The organism is Streptoverticillium olivoreticuli subsp. olivoreticuli, assembly GCF_003391135.1.
In the GTDB taxonomy this organism is placed as follows: domain Bacteria; phylum Actinomycetota; class Actinomycetes; order Streptomycetales; family Streptomycetaceae; genus Streptomyces; species Streptomyces blastmyceticus.
The window spans coordinates 317,123-332,869 of record NZ_CP031455.1 but is presented as its reverse complement, the minus strand read 5'-3'; the positions used below and the strand labels follow the sequence as shown (position 1 = coordinate 332,869).

General features: G+C 68.6%; 15 protein-coding genes and 1 pseudogene. 10 read left to right on the top strand and 6 right to left on the bottom strand.

Going from position 1 to position 15,747, the window contains the following annotated elements:
• Positions 1–37: 37 nt before the first annotated feature.
• From DXZ73_RS01395 to DXZ73_RS01365, 7 genes are all read left to right on the top strand, one after another.
• Positions 38–1,843, top strand: coding sequence for a VgrG-related protein (locus DXZ73_RS01395; RefSeq protein WP_116209234.1), 1,806 nt, complete (start codon positions 38–40; stop codon positions 1,841–1,843).
• Positions 1,844–1,905: 62 nt separating this feature from the next.
• Positions 1,906–2,235, top strand: coding sequence for a PAAR domain-containing protein (locus DXZ73_RS01390; RefSeq protein ID WP_205519074.1), 330 nt, complete (start codon positions 1,906–1,908; stop codon positions 2,233–2,235).
• Positions 2,236–2,237: 2 nt separating this feature from the next.
• Positions 2,238–2,699 carry a GPW/gp25 family protein gene (locus tag DXZ73_RS01385; protein ID WP_162889947.1) on the top strand — a complete coding sequence of 154 codons (462 nt, stop codon included), beginning with the start codon at positions 2,238–2,240 and terminating at the stop codon, positions 2,697–2,699.
• Positions 2,686–4,638, top strand: coding sequence for a putative baseplate assembly protein (locus tag DXZ73_RS01380; RefSeq protein ID WP_116209232.1), 1,953 nt, complete (start codon positions 2,686–2,688; stop codon positions 4,636–4,638). Before DXZ73_RS01385 ends, DXZ73_RS01380 begins: the two co-directional genes overlap by 14 nt.
• Positions 4,639–4,728: 90 nt before the next feature.
• Positions 4,729–5,313, top strand: a complete 585-nt coding sequence (locus DXZ73_RS01375; protein WP_162889946.1) for a hypothetical protein — start codon at positions 4,729–4,731, stop codon at positions 5,311–5,313.
• On the top strand, positions 5,310–5,954 hold the full coding sequence (locus DXZ73_RS01370) for a DUF4255 domain-containing protein (RefSeq protein WP_162889945.1): 645 nt from the start codon (positions 5,310–5,312) through the stop codon (positions 5,952–5,954). The genes DXZ73_RS01375 and DXZ73_RS01370 overlap by 4 nt, the downstream gene beginning before the upstream one ends.
• The gene (locus DXZ73_RS01365) at positions 5,951–7,816 is read left to right on the top strand and encodes an ATP-binding protein (RefSeq protein WP_116209230.1); all 1,866 of its coding nucleotides are present in this window, start codon (positions 5,951–5,953) and stop codon (positions 7,814–7,816) included. Before DXZ73_RS01370 ends, DXZ73_RS01365 begins: the two co-directional genes overlap by 4 nt.
• Before the next feature lie 18 nt (positions 7,817–7,834).
• Here DXZ73_RS01365 and DXZ73_RS01360 read toward each other — a convergent pair whose 3' ends face one another.
• Positions 7,835–8,206, bottom strand: a complete 372-nt coding sequence (locus DXZ73_RS01360) for a WhiB family transcriptional regulator (RefSeq protein WP_240351063.1) — start codon at positions 8,204–8,206, stop codon at positions 7,835–7,837.
• A gap of 345 nt (positions 8,207–8,551) precedes the next feature.
• Here DXZ73_RS01360 and DXZ73_RS40240 point away from each other — a divergent pair, with 345 nt between their 5' ends.
• Positions 8,552–9,247, top strand: a complete 696-nt coding sequence (locus DXZ73_RS40240) for a peptidoglycan-binding protein (RefSeq protein ID WP_116209229.1) — start codon at positions 8,552–8,554, stop codon at positions 9,245–9,247.
• A gap of 373 nt (positions 9,248–9,620) precedes the next feature.
• Here DXZ73_RS40240 and DXZ73_RS01345 read toward each other — a convergent pair whose 3' ends face one another.
• On the bottom strand, positions 9,621–10,052 hold the full coding sequence (locus tag DXZ73_RS01345; RefSeq protein WP_116209228.1) for a MarR family winged helix-turn-helix transcriptional regulator: 432 nt from the start codon (positions 10,050–10,052) through the stop codon (positions 9,621–9,623).
• Positions 10,053–10,112: 60 nt separating this feature from the next.
• On the opposite strand from DXZ73_RS01345, the gene DXZ73_RS01340 reads away from it, so the two are divergent.
• The gene (locus DXZ73_RS01340) at positions 10,113–11,225 is read left to right on the top strand and encodes an FAD-dependent oxidoreductase (protein ID WP_116209227.1); all 1,113 of its coding nucleotides are present in this window, start codon (positions 10,113–10,115) and stop codon (positions 11,223–11,225) included.
• A 205-nt stretch (positions 11,226–11,430) separates the two neighbouring features.
• Positions 11,431–12,219, top strand: a complete 789-nt coding sequence (locus DXZ73_RS01335; protein ID WP_116209226.1) for a hypothetical protein — start codon at positions 11,431–11,433, stop codon at positions 12,217–12,219.
• 83 nt (positions 12,220–12,302) lie between these two features.
• Here the strand turns inward: DXZ73_RS01335 and DXZ73_RS01330 are convergent.
• The 4 genes and pseudogenes from DXZ73_RS01330 to DXZ73_RS01320 all read right to left on the bottom strand — a co-directional run.
• Positions 12,303–12,596: pseudogene (locus tag DXZ73_RS01330) on the bottom strand (IS630 family transposase); the annotation flags it as partial.
• A 225-nt stretch (positions 12,597–12,821) separates the two neighbouring features.
• A complete protein-coding gene (locus tag DXZ73_RS37790; protein WP_162889944.1) occupies positions 12,822–12,998 on the bottom strand; it encodes a hypothetical protein in 177 nt (58 codons plus the stop codon).
• 491 nt (positions 12,999–13,489) lie between these two features.
• Complete coding sequence (locus tag DXZ73_RS01325; protein WP_240351061.1) at positions 13,490–14,032, bottom strand: DUF3995 domain-containing protein; 543 nt, start codon at positions 14,030–14,032, stop codon at positions 13,490–13,492.
• A 257-nt stretch (positions 14,033–14,289) separates the two neighbouring features.
• Positions 14,290–15,327: an RICIN domain-containing protein gene (locus DXZ73_RS01320; RefSeq protein ID WP_162889943.1), complete on the bottom strand. Its 1,038-nt coding sequence runs from the start codon at positions 15,325–15,327 to the stop codon at positions 14,290–14,292.
• Positions 15,328–15,747 lie beyond the last annotated feature (420 nt).

Below are 15,747 nucleotides of genomic sequence, written 5' to 3'. Positions count from 1 at the left end.
CGGAACTCCGTCGGCACACCAGAGGAAAGGGCCGTACATGGCCGAGCGCCACACCGCCGGGCTGAGCGTATGGGTCGACGGACGCCGCTTGCCGCCGACCTTCGACACCGCGCTGGCCTGGGCGTCCGTAGCGGAGAACAGCCGCACGTCGGCCGCCGCGGAAATCGGCTTCCGGGACCCCTACCGGGCCGCCTTTCTCGCCGGTTCCGGGATCGGGCTCGGAAGCGCTCTCAAACTGATCGCCGTCACCTCCGAAGGCAGCCATGACCTCTTCGAGGGCGAGGTCACGGACTGTGAGGCGCGAGCGGCGCACACCGGGGTCTTCACCGTGATCCGGGCCGAGGACCACGCGCACCGGCTCCGACGCGGCACCAGGACGCGTGCGTGGGAGAGCATGTCGGCGGGCCGGATCGCCGAGGAGATCGCGAAACTCGCGGGTCTGCGGACCGGAGAGATCGACAGCACCTCGGTGACGTACGAGTTCCTGACACAGCCCGCCATGTCCGACTGGGACTTCCTGACCCACCTCGCGCGCGAGAACGGCTGCGACGTCTTCGTCCGGGCGGGCGAGCTGCACTTCAAGAAGGCGGCGAGCGCGTCGGACGCGCCCGCGAAGGGAACACCCGCCCGACAGAGCCCGTTCGCCCTGGAATTCGGCCAGAACCTGCTCAAGATCACCTCCGCCGCGACACTGCGCGACCAGGTCACCGGGGTGTCGGTACGCGGCTGGGACCCCGAGCGCAAGGAAGAACTCGTCGCCGACCGCGCACCCACCACGACCCCCGCCCGCGACACGGCGTGGCAGGCGGACGCCCGCGCGGTGCGCGGGGAGCCGTTGCTGCTCCCGGGCCTGCCCCGCTCCACGCAGTACGAAGTCGAGCAAGTCGCCGACGCCATGGCACAGGAGATCGCCGCCGGACTCACGGAACTGCGCGCCGTGGTACGCGGGGAGCCACGCCTGCGACTGCGCTCGGCGGTGTCCGTCACCGGACTCGGCAAGCGGTTCGAAGGCTGTTACACGGTCACCTCCGTCCGGCACGACTTCCACCCGGACGACGGATACCTGACCGAGCTCACGGTGAACGAGGGCGCCGACCGCACGCCCGGCGGACGCCCCGGCGACCACGAAGCGGGTCTGCGCCGTTTCTTCGGCCTGCACACGGGCAAGGTCGTCAACACCCAGGATCCGACGAAACAGGGCCGGGTCAGAGTGAGCCTGCCCTGGCTCGCACCGGAGCAGCCCGAAGGTGACAAGCAGGCGTACGTGAGCACGTGGGCCCGCACCGTTCAGCTGGGCGGCAGCAAGGGCCACGGCGTGGTCCTGCCGGAACAGGGCGACGAAGTGCTCGTCGGTTTCGAACAGGGCAGTCTGGACCGGCCCTACGTCATCGGCGGGCTCGGCAACGGCGTCGACAAGCTCGCATCGCACAGCCTGGACCTGCACGACTCCACAGGCATCGGCAACCGCCGGTCCTTCGCCTCCAAGGAAGGGCACCGCCTCGAACTGCTGGACGCGGGTGCCAAGGGCATGGGCGCCACGCTCGTCACCGGTGACGGCAAACTGCAGATCCAGCTCGATCAGCACAGCACTCTCGTCTCCATCCAGAGCGACGGAACGGTCGAGATCACGGCCGGGCGGGGCATCACCTTGAACGCCGGACAGGCACCGCTGGAACTCCGCGGCAAGACGATCGACTTGAGCGCGACCGGGGGCATCAAGGTGTCCGGCGCCAAGGTCGAGCTGGCCGCGACCACCGACATGCAGGTGTCCGCGAACGGGGCGGTGAAGGTCAAGGGCGGTGCGCTCACGGAGATCTCCGCCACCCTCGTCAAGATCAACTGATGGCCGGGTGCTGCCGCATGAACCACGACAACGGCCGCCACGCCGGAACAGGAGAAATAACCGTGCCAGCCGCCGTGCGCGTCGGTGACGCCACCTCGCACATCCCCAACCCGACCCCGGTCCCTGTTCCCGCCGGGACGGGTGCCGTGACCGGGCCACCCATGGCCGCCGACGTCCTGATAGGCGGCCGGCCCGCCGCGGTGACCGGGGCCCTGTCGAGCTGCGCCTTCCCCGGGCACGTACCGCCGCTGCCCCCGATGCCGCTGGTAGTCCTTCCGATGCCCGGCAAAACCGTGCTGATCGGTGGCCGGCCCGCCGCTGTGACGGGAGCCAAACTGCCATGCGGCGCGGCCGTCGTCGGCGGCTGCCCCACCGTCATGATCGGCGGCTGAGGGTGCCCGACCTCTTCACCGGCCGGGGCTGGGCCTTCCCGCTGGGCGTGAGCGCCTCCGGCGGCATGGCGATGGCGGAGGGCTCGCACGACGTCGAGCAGGCGATCCGCCTCGTCCTGGCCACCGAACCGGGCGAGCGGCCCATGCGGCCGGAGTTCGGCTGCGCGATCCGGGACAAGGTCTTCGGCTCCTTCGACGCCTCCACCAGCGGGGCGATCGTCCAGGAGGTGCGGCGGGCCCTGGAGCGCTGGGAGCCCCGCATCGTCGTGGACGACGTCGGCGTCGTCGCGGCGGCCGAGTACGAGGAGGCCCTGCTCATCCACATCGGTTACCGCCTGGCGAGCACCAACAGCCGCCGGAACCTGGTCCATCCGTTCTACGTGATTCCCGCCCACGAGAGCGAGAAGCCGTCCCCCGAGCACGCTCTTGACGCCCCCCGGAGGGATTCCGATGTCTCTGCCTAGCCCCCACCTGGACGACCGCCGGTTCCAGGATCTCGTCGACGACGCCAAGCGCTTCATCCAGCGCCGCTGCCCCGAGTGGACGGACCACAACGTCTCCGACCCGGGGGTCGCGCTGATCGAGGCGTTCGCGCAGATGGTCGACCAGCTGTCGTACCGGCTCAACAGGGTGCCCGAGAAGATCCACCTCGACTTCCTGAACCTGCTGGGCGTCCAGCCGACGGCGCCCCAGGCGGCGCGCACCGAACTGACCTTCAGGCTCTCCGCCCCGCAGGACACGGTCGTGACCGTACCGGTGGGCACCGAGGTCGCCACGCCCTGCACGGGAAACGCGCCCGCCTGCGTGTTCACCGTCGACCGGGAACTCGAGATGGTGCCCTCCGCGCTGCTGCACATCGGTACCGCACCGGCCGGACAGGCCGCCGAACTGGCCACGGAGGAATTCCTGGCGGGCGAGCCGGTCACCTGCTTCGCCGAGCCGCCCGTTCCCGGCGACGGCCTGCTCATCGGCCTGACCCAGGCCGTGCCGCGCTGCGCGGTCACCCTGCGCGTGGACTGTTCGATGGCCGGCGCGGCCATGGGACCCGACAGGCCGCCGCGCATCTGGGAGGCCCTGTGCTGCGAGGGCTGGGTGACGTGCGAGATCGAGAGCGACAGCACGGCCGGACTCAGCCGGACCGGCGAGATCGTCCTGCACGTCCCGGAGGGACACGTCCTCCACCTCGTCGGGCACCGGCGCGCCGGATGGCTGCGCTGCCGGGTGACCGAGGCGGCGCCCGATCAGACGCCGTACCCCTCCTCGCCCGAGGTCAGGTCGGTGGAGGCGTACACGATCGGCGGGACCACCACCGCCGTGGCGGGCGAGACGGTCCCGCACGACGAACTCGGCATCTCCGACGGAACGCCCGGCCAGACCTTCACCGCTCATCAGACGCCCATCGTCTCCGGTTCCCTCCGAACGGTGACCGTCGACACCAAGTCCGGACCGCAGAGCTGGACGGCGGTGCCGTCATTCGCCGACTCCGCCCCGGAGGACCGGCATGTGACGGTCGACGAGGTGAGCGGCGCCGTCCGCTTCGGCCCGGCGATCCGCCAACCGGACGGCGGAGTACGCCAGTACGGCGCCATCCCCGAGATCGGCGCCCGCATCACAGCCGATGCCTACCAGCGCGGCGGCGGCCGGACGGGCAATGTCGCCACCTCCACCCTGTCCGTCCTGCGCACACCACTGGCACTCGTCGCCAGGGTGGAGAACCGCGACAGCGCGTCCGGTGGTGTGGACGCCGAGTCGGTGGACAGCGTCCGCCAGCGGGCGAGCCGATGGCTGCGCACCCAGGACCGGGCCGTGACCGCACACGACTACGAGACGATCGCGGCCACCGCGTGCCGCGAGGCGGGCCGGATCGAGTGCGTGGCCGAACCCGCGGAATCGCAGACCCCGGGCCTGGTGCGCGTCCTGGTCGTTCCCCAAGTGGAGGACATACGCGACGAGGAGAGCCGACGGAGCCTGATGCCGACACAGACGATGCTGACGTCGGTCACCAGGGCCATCGAGGCCGCACGCCCGATCGGCGTCATGGTCTCCGTCAGCGGCCCCGCCTACCAGGGCGTCACCGTCGTGGCCGAAGTCGAGGCGGTGACCGGCGCCGACAGCCGGGAAGTACAGGAGAACGTGCTGCGCGCACTGCACGAATGCCTCAGCCCCCTGCCCATCGCGCGGGACGGCCGGCCAGGCTGGCCGCTCGGCCGGGCGCTGCGGCTGAGTGACCTGTACGCCGTGACAGCGCGCAGCGAGGACGTGGAGTCGGTCATCGCGTTGGAGATGTACCCGGTGGACATCGACACCGGAGAGCGGCAGCCCGCCACGGACCACATCGACGTCGGCCCGGCCATGTTGTTCCTCTCCCACCGACACCAGGTCGCGGTGAAGAAACACCTCTGAAGGTCCCGGACCGCCTGACGACTGACGGAAGACACCATGCACGGACATCCCCGGCCCTCGGGACCGGCATCCCCGAGGCACACCCCGGCTGTGCCCCCGCTCGTACCCGGGAGCCGGTCACTGCGGGCCATCCTGCCGGAGAGCTACCGGCAGGGAGACTTCGCCGACCGCTTCATCGCCGGGTTCGACGACACCCTCGCCCCCGTGATCACCGCACTCGACTGCCTCGACTCCTACTTCGACCCGCGAACGGCACCCGATGACTTCGTCACCTGGATGCTGCGCTGGACCCATACCTCTCTCCCCGCCTGCGTCGGAGCCACCGGCAGGCGCAACGCACTCCTGCTCGGCCGGCGCCTGCACGGGCTGTGCGGCACCAGGGCAGGGCTCGAACTGTTGGTCCGCGAGGTGGTCGGAGGCCAGGTGGAGATCACCGAATCAGGCGGCACACACTGCACCGTGGTGCCCGAGCCCCCCGATACGGCGCAGGGCCGAGAGGCGTGGGCACGGGTGCGGGTCGTGCTGCCGCAGGGCATGCCGTCCGGGCACGCCGGAGTGGTCGAGGACATCCAGAACCTGGTGAGGCAGTGGATTCCGGCCCACGTCACGGCCGACATCACGGTCCAGGACGGTGCGGCCCCACCGTGGCGAGCCACCACGGGGACGACCAGGTGAGCATTGTCCAGCAAGTCGACGAGGCCCTCGAAACGGCGCTGCTGCAGGGCCCGTTGAGCGGGGGCAACGCACAGGTCGTCTTCGACACACCGGACTCCGACTGGACCGCCCGTCGCTCGGGACCGTGCGTGAACGCCTTTCTCTACGGGATCGAGGAGGACGCCGCCAGGCGTCAGTCCGGTGAGAGCAGCGTCATCGACGAGCAGGGTGTGGTGGTGGGCCATGGCAGCCCGAGCCGTTTCTTCCGCCTCGGCTACGCGCTGACCGCGTGGGGCCAGTCACCCCAGGACGAGCACCGCATGCTGGGCACGCTGCTGGAGTGGTGCGTACGCACCGAGAACCTCATGCCGTACGCGGACCGGACGACCGGGCGCAGTCTCTCCCTGAAACTGCGTGAGAACGCCGAAGGCACGGAGACGCCCGTCTCCAGGCTCTGGACCGGCCTGGGCACTCCCGCCAGGCCGGCACTCGACCTGATCGTGACAGTGCCCGTCGACAGGCCCGACAGCGCCGTGACCACCGAGCCCGTCCGCGGGCTGGCGCTGACAGCCCGTCCGATCGGCCCGCGACCCGTCCAGGGCGCCCTGCCCATGACCCGTGGCGCGGCACGGCCGCGGCGCAACGTCGAGGAGATCACGTGACCTCAACTCTCTGGGAAAGCCGGATCGCCGAGCTGGAGGACCGGCTACGGCGCCTGTATGTGGCCAGGACGTCGAACACACCCGTACAGTTCACCGACGACTGGCTCGAGGCGGCGTACGACGGCTACGAACAGCCCGCCGTCTACGGCAGGGAGGATCCCTTCTCCGAGCTGTGCCGCGAGTTCCGGTTGAGCCCGGCCGAGGCCGACCTGTTCGTCACCGCCGTACTGCCCGACGTCAGCTCCGACTGCGCCGCCGCGTTCCGGATGCTCGGTCCGTCCTCCCGGCCGACTGCCGCCATGGGACTGCGGCTCATCGGTGTCACCCCCGCTTCGGCGATCGCGAGCGGCCTGCTGCGAGAGGACGCCCCCCTGTTGTCCGGCGGACTGATCGTCTTCGACGATCCGTCAGCCCCCTTCACCGAACGCTCCCTACGGGTTCCCGACCGGGTGCTCAGCCACCTCATGGGAGGCACCGGCAAGACCGACGTGTGCAAGGGAGCACGCCTCGGGCCGCTTCCCCTCCTGCCGCACATCCCGCAGGACGCGGACATCGACGCACTCACCACACAGCTCAACGCGGATCCAGCGGCAACTCTCTACCTGCGCGAAGACATCACCGGCGCGGCACTGCCCACCGCGAGCACCGCCCTCTACGCCACCGGCCGGACACCTCTGCTCCTGGACCCCTTCGACCTGGAGCACACAGGGAAAGAACTGCTGGACGGCATCCTGCTGGAAGGACGCCTGTCGCAAGGCGGGATCATCGTTCCCGTCTACGCCGAGGCGGACGACCCCGCCGTCCCCGTCCTGAGCCGACTGATCGCGAGCCTGGCCCGCAGCCCGCTCCCGGTGCTGATGTACGGCAGCGACGTGTGGCAGGAGAGGCTGTGGAAGACGGTTCCCCGAGCCACGTTCGATCTCCGTGGTGACACCGGCCGGACACATCCCCTCAGCACGGCGGCAGGCGCGGTCGTCGACATCGCCCGACGCGACGCCGCACTCCACGGCGGGACGCTCGCGCCGCAGACCGCGCGAGCACTCGCACGCAGCCATGCCACACGCAGCCTCGAACAGTTCGCCCAGCACGTCCGACCGCAGGTGGACCGCCAGGACCTGGTCCTGCCCGATGACGTGCGAGACCGGCTCGACATGCTGGTCCTCCGCGTCCAAAAGCGCGAAGAGGTGCTCGGCGGTCTCCGGCTGCGGCGCGGCCGCGGCCGGGGGACGACCGCGCTCTTCGCCGGTGAATCCGGCACCGGAAAGTCGATGGCCGCGGAGGCGGTCGCAGGGGACCTGGGACTCGACCTCTATGTCGTCAGTCTGCCCGCCGTGATGTCGCAAAGCTTCGGCGAGACCGAGAGGAACCTCGACCGGATCTTCTCCGCGGCGGAGGCACTGGACTGCGTCATCCTCTTCGACGAAGCGGACACCCTGTTCTCCAGACGCGGCGCGGTCAAGGACGCGAACGACCGGCACGACAATCTGCGGATCGGCTACATCCTGCAACGCCTCGAAAGGTTCGACGGATTGGCCATATTGACCACGAACCTGCGAGCCAACGTGGACAGCGCGTTCATCCGCCGGTTCGACGAAGTCATCGAGTTCACACCCCCGTGGGCAGCGGTGCGCGCCGAACTCTGGCGCAGGCATCTGACCGAATTCGCGGACGCACCCTGCGACATCGACGCGATCGCCCGGGAATACCCGCTCGCGGGCGGTTCCATCAGGTCCGCCGCGGAAACGGCGGCGTTCGCGGCAGCGGCCGCCGGGCGGCCCGTCTCCGCCCCGGACGTACTCGAGGCCGTCAAGACGGAATACGGAAAGCTCGGCCGGCTCTTCTCGCCCCGAGCCGGCTCGTAGCCGCTGTCCGGACCGGTGTCACATGAGCCGCCGCGTCTTCCGCCGCCTCGCCGGGCGTGCGCCGCCGCGCCGGCTCTGACGCATGCTCAAGCCGTACCGGTCCCAGCCTCGCTCGAACGCGGTTGTCCCGCCCCATACTCCGAACCTCTCGGGCGTCTCGTCCGCGTGCCGGCGGCAGATGGCCAGCACCGGGCAGGAGGAACAAAGAGCCACGGCCTTCGCTATGTTCTGCCGCCCCGTCGTCTCCGTCGCGAAGAAGACGGCGGGGTCCGCCCCCGTGCATGCTGCGTGCCGCATCCATTCCGGGCCGGCGGGCATCGGGACACCTTCGGTGTTCGGATCTGACTTTTTCTCGGCGTACGTCATGATTGCATCGTCGTTCTCGATCAAGGCCGTTGACCTGTGGCCGCTTACGGTCATTCGGAGCCAACCGTAAGCCGGTGAATTGTGGAACGCCGCTCGCCGAAGGGCTAGGAAACAAGAAGAAGGTTTACGCGGGGTCCGGATTGCGCGGCTACCCGACCTAAGTAGTGTCGCCCGCAACATCCGGAGCGACCAGTCAACCTCTGATCTCCCGCGGGGAGCGCCCTGGTGGGTAGTTTCGTCAGCACGGCCGGTTGACCCAGATACCCGGTCCGCACTCAGCTGCACGCCCCAATATGTCGACGCGCGGAGCGCGGCTCGACTTTTTCGCGAAGAGAAAGCACGTCAGTCTCACCATACGGAGTGAAGAACATGTCAACCGGATTCCCCGGAGCACATTGCTTCGGGTCAGGGAAGTCCAACGAGCACATCACCCGGCTCGGCAAGCTTCTGATCAAGCGCGGTGGCAAGCGCTTCTACCAGCAGGCCGCCGGGCCCCGTTGGGGGAACGCGGACCTCGACGCCACACGTGCGTTTCAGCAGGCGCAGGGCTGGACCGGGAGTTCGGCGGACGGCATCCCCGGCCCCCGGACATGGGACTACCTGGTCAATGGCAAGGGCAAGGACATACCCGGCAGCTCCTCCTCTTCGTCTTCCGGGTCGGGGAGCAAGCCCTCCGGTGGCGCGGTGTCGTCCCCGGTACCCGGTCACCGGGTCAGCTACGCCTTCGGTGTGCGCAACGCCCGTTATTCGAGCGGCTATCACACGGGTGACGACTACGCGGCACCCACCGGAACCCCTGTGGTGGCCGTCCGCTCCGGCACCATCGCGTGGTCCGACGCGAACGGCAAGTCCTACGGAAGCTGGATCGGCCTCAACGCCGACAACGGCCGCACCTACGTCTACTGCCACCTCTCCGCCCGGAGCGTGTCGGCCGGCCAGGCGGTCAAGGCGGGCCAGACGCTCGGCAAGGTCGGGACGACCGGCAATGTCACCGGAGCCCACCTGCACTTCGAGGACCGCCCGCGCGGCGGGGGATACGGACAGGTCCGCAAGCCGACCTGGTGACACCGACACACTGATGCGGCCCGCCTGTCGCCCAGGCGGGCCGTCGGCGTATCCGGCGCACGGCTTTGCCTTTGCCGCGTCTTCGGTGCGCAGCCGACAAGGCGCTGTTTGCCGCGGGTTTGAGGGGGTGCCGCGGTGGGTGAGGAGGTCGCGTAGGGGCCGTGTCGGCCCTTGCTGACCTGGCCCTGAGGGCAGGTGACCTGCCGGCGGTCGAAGTCGATGCGGAAGTCGTCCGGTCGAAACCTTCGTTCCTGCGGTGTTGGCGGGTGGGGTTGCCCGGCAGCGGCCCGCTGACGGTGACTTGGTGTTCGTGCTCGGCTCGTTAAGGTGGACCAGAGGTGTAGCCGTCCTCCTCCCCGACAGAGTCAGGTCCTTACTCCTGCTCCTGCGTGACGAAGCGGGTCAGCAGATCGTGCAACTGCTGCTGTTCGGGCGCGTCGAAGACGTCCAGCAGTTCCAGCATCGACGCGCGGTACAGCCCACCCGCTTCCTGCAGGCGCTGAGCGCCTTCGGCGGTGATCGCGATCTCGTATGCCCGGCGGTCACCCGCTGCCCGCCGCCGCTCCAGCAGGTGGCGCTGCTCCAGGTCGTCGACGATCCGCACCAGTGTGGACTTGTCGATGCCGAGCGCGGCGCCCAGTTCACGCTGGCTGCGCACCGGGCCGGCCTGGACGGCGGCCAGCACGTTGGCGTGGTGCAGCTCGATGCCGGTCGGCCGGGCCGCTTCGTTGGCCTTCGCGCGGGCGAGCTGGTGGGCGCGGAACATCAGCAGTCCGAGGGCCATCGGGTCGATTGATTGAGCCATGGGCACAATGATACCGTCCTAAGACTGTCTCACATGAGATGATCTCAGGAGGGATGAAGCGTGCGTGTTCTGATCATCGGCGCCGGCCTGGCCGGCCCGTGCCTCGCCCACGGCCTGCGACGGCACGGCGTCGACGTGGAGCTCTTCGAGCGGGATCCCGCCATCGACGCCCGCGCCCAGGGATACCGGATCCACATCAACGGCGACGGGGACGCGGCGCTGCGCGCATGGCTGCCCGCCGAGGCGTACGAGCAGGGACTCGCCACGTCCTGCCGGGTCGGCGGCGGCGTCAGTGTGACCCGTCCCGACCTGCGGCACTTCACTGAAATCGACCTTCCCCCCGATGCCGGGGGCATCACCGCGGACCGGCTCACCCTGCGTCGGATCATGCTGCGGGACCTGATGGACGCGACCCGGTTCGGTGCGGGGTTCTCCCGTTACGAGCTGCTGGACGATGGAACCGTACGGATCTTCCTCACCGACGGCTCCACCGCCGAGGGCGACCTGCTGGTCGCCACGGACGGAGTCAACTCCGGCGTCCGGCGCCAACTGCTGCCCGGCTTTTCGGCCACCGTGCTGGACGACCGGCTGATCTACGGCCGCACGCCGCTGACCGCTCAGGCACGGGAACTGGCACCGTCCCCGGCGCTCGAAGGTTTCCTGGGCGTGGTCGGTGCGGACGGACGCCGCCTCGCACTGGCCGCCCAGCGGTTTCGCCGCAGCCCGACCGACTTCGGGCTGCCAGCGGCCGATGACTACATCATGTGGGGTGTGACCGCCCCGGCCGGCGTCTACGGCCCCGAACTCTTCCAGTTCGGCGCAGCGGATCTACTGGAGCTGGCGGCAAGAGCCATAGCGGACTGGGACCCCTCGCTGAGCGCGCTGGTCCGGCTGGGGGAGCCCGGGTACGTCGTGCCCGGGAGCATCTACGTCTCCGAACGCCCCGAACCGTGGACACCCACGCCGGTGACCCTGGTCGGCGACGCGGCGCATCCGATGGCCCCGGCCGGGATCAGCGCCGGAGTCGCGCTCCACGACGCGGGCCTGCTCGCCTCGAGACTGGTCTCGGGCGCACCGCTGCTCGACGCTGTCCGGTCGTACGAGACGGAAATGCTCGAATACGGCTTCGCCGCGGTCGCCACGGCCACCCGGAACTACGCGGGTGACTATTAGAGGCTGTGTCCGACGGGTCGTGTCGTAGGAACTGAAAAGTGTCATCTACTTCGTTTCGTGACGCTTTGGTCTGCGGTGGCGGGGCTGGGCGAGGATGGCTGGTTGATGGCCCTTCGAACGCGAATTCAAGGGGTAGCTCTGCTGCGGGATTACCCGGGTGGGTGGTCCCGCAGGTGAAGGCATCGACGTGAAGGAGTGGTGAGACGTGGCGGACAACCCGGTTCCCGCAGAGCGCATCCAGGAGCTGCAGGCGATCGTGGACAAGCACGGGGGCGACCGGATCCAGGGCCTGTCGTGTGACGACATCAAGGCCAAGCTCGACCAGTACTACGGGGATGCCGTGAACGACTTCGCCGCGGGCGCGAGCTACCTCTTCTACTTCTTCCTGGCGCTGATCAAGCACTGCCCTTGCCTCAGCGAGGACCCGTACCACGTCAAGGACCCGTTCACCGACCCCTTCCAGCTTCAGATGGGCGCGTTGCCCTGGGACAACCGCGGCTCCAAGGTCTACCTGGGAGAGGCGGCGAACGATCCGTACCTGTACAGCAACAACACTGCCCGCAAGGGCGCTTACGACCCGGCGAAGGACCAGCGCACCATCTTCCGCGTTTCACCCACACCCCTGCGGGTCGGGAACGCGAACCTGCAGGCATACCACCTCATCGCCCAGGACGGCCGGCACGCGGGCAAAGCCCTCTACAGCTTCGTGGGGGGATCGGGAGAGCGCGTCATCGGCGCCAGGGAGTTCGACCTCGACAATCCGGAGCCCGATCCCTCCGTCGCCGACCTGTGGACCCTCAGCGCCGAGTACACGGCCAAGAACAACAACGAATGCGTGGGGAGGGCCATCGACAACTACACCGGCGACGGCGTGCGGACAGGCGTCCTGGACGTCCCGGACAGCAAGGGCGGCCGATCCATGATCATCTGGGATCCCTGGAACGGCAACTGCAACGAGACCTGGCATTTCCGGCCCACTGGCTACACCGACTGAAGGCTGCCCGGTGGATCACTGACGGATCCACAGCCGGATCGCGGCCACGGCCACCGTGCCGCGTTCCTGCTGGGCGTGCATTCACCGAGTACTTCGCTGGTCGCGACGTTCAGGGCGGCGAACAGGTTAGTGGTCCCGTGGCGGACGTAATCGGCGGTCCGTTTCCCGCCCGCCGCGAACGCCGCCGGCAAGAGGGGCTGGGTCCGGTCCAGGGCTTGGATGCCGGACTTCTCGTCCACCGACAGCACTACCGCGCCACCCGGCGGATCGAGGTACAAGCCCGCGACGTCAACGACCTTGTCCGCGAAATCCGGATCCGCCGACAGCTTGAACGTGCCCTGCCGGTGCGGCTGGAGGTTATCCTCCCGCCAGACACGGGCGATGTACTGCCAGGACACGGTGATGCCTTCCCATCAGCGATCCACCGTCCGAGCCGAGATCCCCAGCAGTACGATCCGCACACGCAGGGCCACATCAGCCGAAAGGCCGCGTGAGTTGGCCAACTCACGCGGCCTTGCAATCTGTTCATCGGAGAGACGGCGTATCACGCCAAGCCCAACGAGACAGAGGGCATCAAGTGACGGTGCAAGGATCACGTGACGCTAGTTGTCGTCGGACTCGCTATCGGTTAGGGACTTTCCGCTTTGGCTCAGCTTGAATTTGGGCTTCTGCGACACGTCCACGTCCTCCTCTTGGAGGTTCTGGCCCACCTTCCGTGAGGCTTCCTCCTGCCGCTTCTGCTGTTCCGACCTGTCGTCGGGCCGGTCATTCTTGCCCATGGCGTAGCCCTCTCATGAGTACCGCACTTCCCCCGGAGTCAGGGTTCCACGAGCGCGCCTCCTCCGCATCTTGAGTAGCTACAGCCGCCGAGAACCCAGTACGTGTTTCCCGCGGTGGTGCTCAATGCGGCTCGATCGCCGAAAATTTGATACCCGTACACGGCCGGATAGAGACACCTCCGCGCCCGAGACCCCCAAGGAGACGCCTTTGACCACCGCCCCCGCCACGCCCTCCGCCGAGCCTGCGCGGCCTCGACTCCGATGAACCCCTGCGGAAATCCACTGAGCCTTGATTCACCGAACAACAGATGCTGTGGGGTACGGACATGAAGACGCGGATGCCTTCCGAGCTGGGACGATGAGGCCTCCTGCGGATCCGTATCCGTGGAGCGAGAGAACACCCGCGAGATGCAATCTCCCATGCCGATACGGCGGTCTGCGGGGGTCCAGGTCGGCCGTACGTCACAAACGGAGAGACCAGCGCCGGCCGGTCACCCAGCGGCTCGGCTCCTTCGAGGATGGCGCTTGCTGTAATGGCGAGTGGCAAGGCCGAGCAGAATCCCCCACACCAGGAACGACATGTCCCAGACGAAGAGATGCCACAGCAGCGCCGTCCAGTTGGGCGGTGTGTCTGGGACGACCAGATCCAGGGCCACCAATGCCTGCACAGCGATCAGGATGCCACCGTAGGCGCTCAGCGCCACCGTGCCCACCCGGCCGAGCGTCAGCAGCAGTCGCCGTGGGAGTCGGCGACCCCACCGCTGGACGAGCGCCAGCGACAGCAGTCCGCCGACGCCCTTGGCCGCTCCGGTGAGCCACACGCCCGCGATGAGCGATGAGTCCCGTTCCCGGGCGAGCTCCTCCAGCTTGCCACCGAGCGTCTCCAGCAGGGCGGTTCCTCCAGCAGCCCAGTAGAAGCTGACCAGAGCGAACCCGAAGGCAATCGCCGCGCCTGCATAGCCCGTCCAGGAGCCGGGGCCACCTGGGGAGGCATCGGCCGTCGCCTGCCCGACGGCTTCTCCGGAATCCGCCACGCCCGTCCCCTCTCTCGCCATGCCGGCCGGCTCACGGAGTCCTTGGCCGTCAGCATCCCCGGACGTAGCCTCTGCCCCTCCTTGGGTGACAAGGAGGGGCAGAGCCGTACCGGCCAGGTTGCCGACCAGTCCAAGTGTGAAGGATTGGTCTCGCGTGTCACTGTGCGGCGGCGGCCGACGGCTATGGCTGGCTCGTCGGCTGCCGCTCTCACCGTTCCGTGGTGGGGCGGCATCGCGTCAGGGCGACGCCGGAGGGTTTACCAGTGGCTGTCCTGGATGGGCTCCAGACGCCACTTCTGGTTGTCCCAGCCCACCCAGTCCCACTGCTGGACGATCGTGCCGTTGTCGTTCTTCGCGTCGCCGCCGTCGACATCCAGGACCTTGCCGCTGTGCTTGGCGATCAGGCGGTAGTAGCCGTCGCCCACTGGCTCGATGTGCCACTTCTGGTTGTCGCCGTCCACCCAGCTCCACTGGTGGACACGCGCACCGTTGCGGGTTTCGCCCGGCCCCCCGCTGACGTCCAGCACCTTGCCGCTGTGCTTGGCCACCAGGCGGTAATAGCCGTCGCCCACCGGCTCGATGCTCCACTTCTGATTGTCCCAGCTCACCCAGTCCCACTGCTGGACACGCGCACCGTCGTCGTTCTTCGCGTCGCCGCCGTCGACATCCAGGACCTTGCCGCTGTGCTTCGCCACCAAGCGGGCCCTAGCGGGGATATCGGACCGCGGCCGCCCATCGGGAAGGCTTTCGTCCAGCGCCCGGGCCAGGGCGTTGAACTCGCCGAGCCAGATCCCGTCGCCGTGCGCGGCTTCCTGGGCGGAGCCACGAACAATATGCATGTAGTCGCCGTTGTAGCCGTGCGTGTTCAGCAGCATGCGGATCTCTGTCTCGATCAGATCCTGCAGTTCCGGATCTTTGACCCGATCGCATTTGTTCAGGAGAACAACGAGCGGCACGTCGGCCGCACGGGCCTGGCGCACATGCTCGCGCGTCTGGGGCATGACGCTGTCCATCGCGTCGACGACCAGAACCGCACCGTCCAGGGACTGGGTCTTCAGGAGGTCGGGGACGTCGCCGGCGGGGCAGTCGAGGTGCCTGTAACGGCGCAGGGGCGTCTCGTACTCGAAACGACGGATGCTGCTGCCGGGAATCGCCTCCCCTGCCCCTGTCCGGCGGCCCGCGGCCTTCGAGATCCTGACCAACGCGCTGGCCGTCGTAGTCTTGCCATGCCCGGCATGGCCCAAAGACGCGATGGTCGACTCGGGCTTGGCGCCCTGGAATCCGTCGGCGGCCACGGCCGCTCCTCTCTGCCGACTGCGTACACAGCAGCGGCCGCGACATGATCCCTGGCCCACATGGCACCCACAAGATCACCAGAGCCTTTCAGGCCACCTGACCGGCCTTCCGGCAGCTCGTTGACGGACGCACCTGGTGCACAGCCCTGGCCGCAACCCGCTGGAACCCGTCGGACACGCCCTAGAAGAGTTACGCGATGACCGCCTCGTCCCTAAGTGCTACGCACTGGGCGTATTCCAGCTCGGCGTGAGGCGGCCTGGTGGAGAAAGAGGATGGCTTGACCAGGGCGGTGATGCGGGCAGTGGAGCGGCGGGCTTCCGCAGCAGGCGCCGGCCCTTCAGCGCCGCCGTGGGAGACGTTCACCGCCCGCTGACCTGCGGAGAGGTCCTCCCGGATACCACGGAAGGGCACCCGGACCG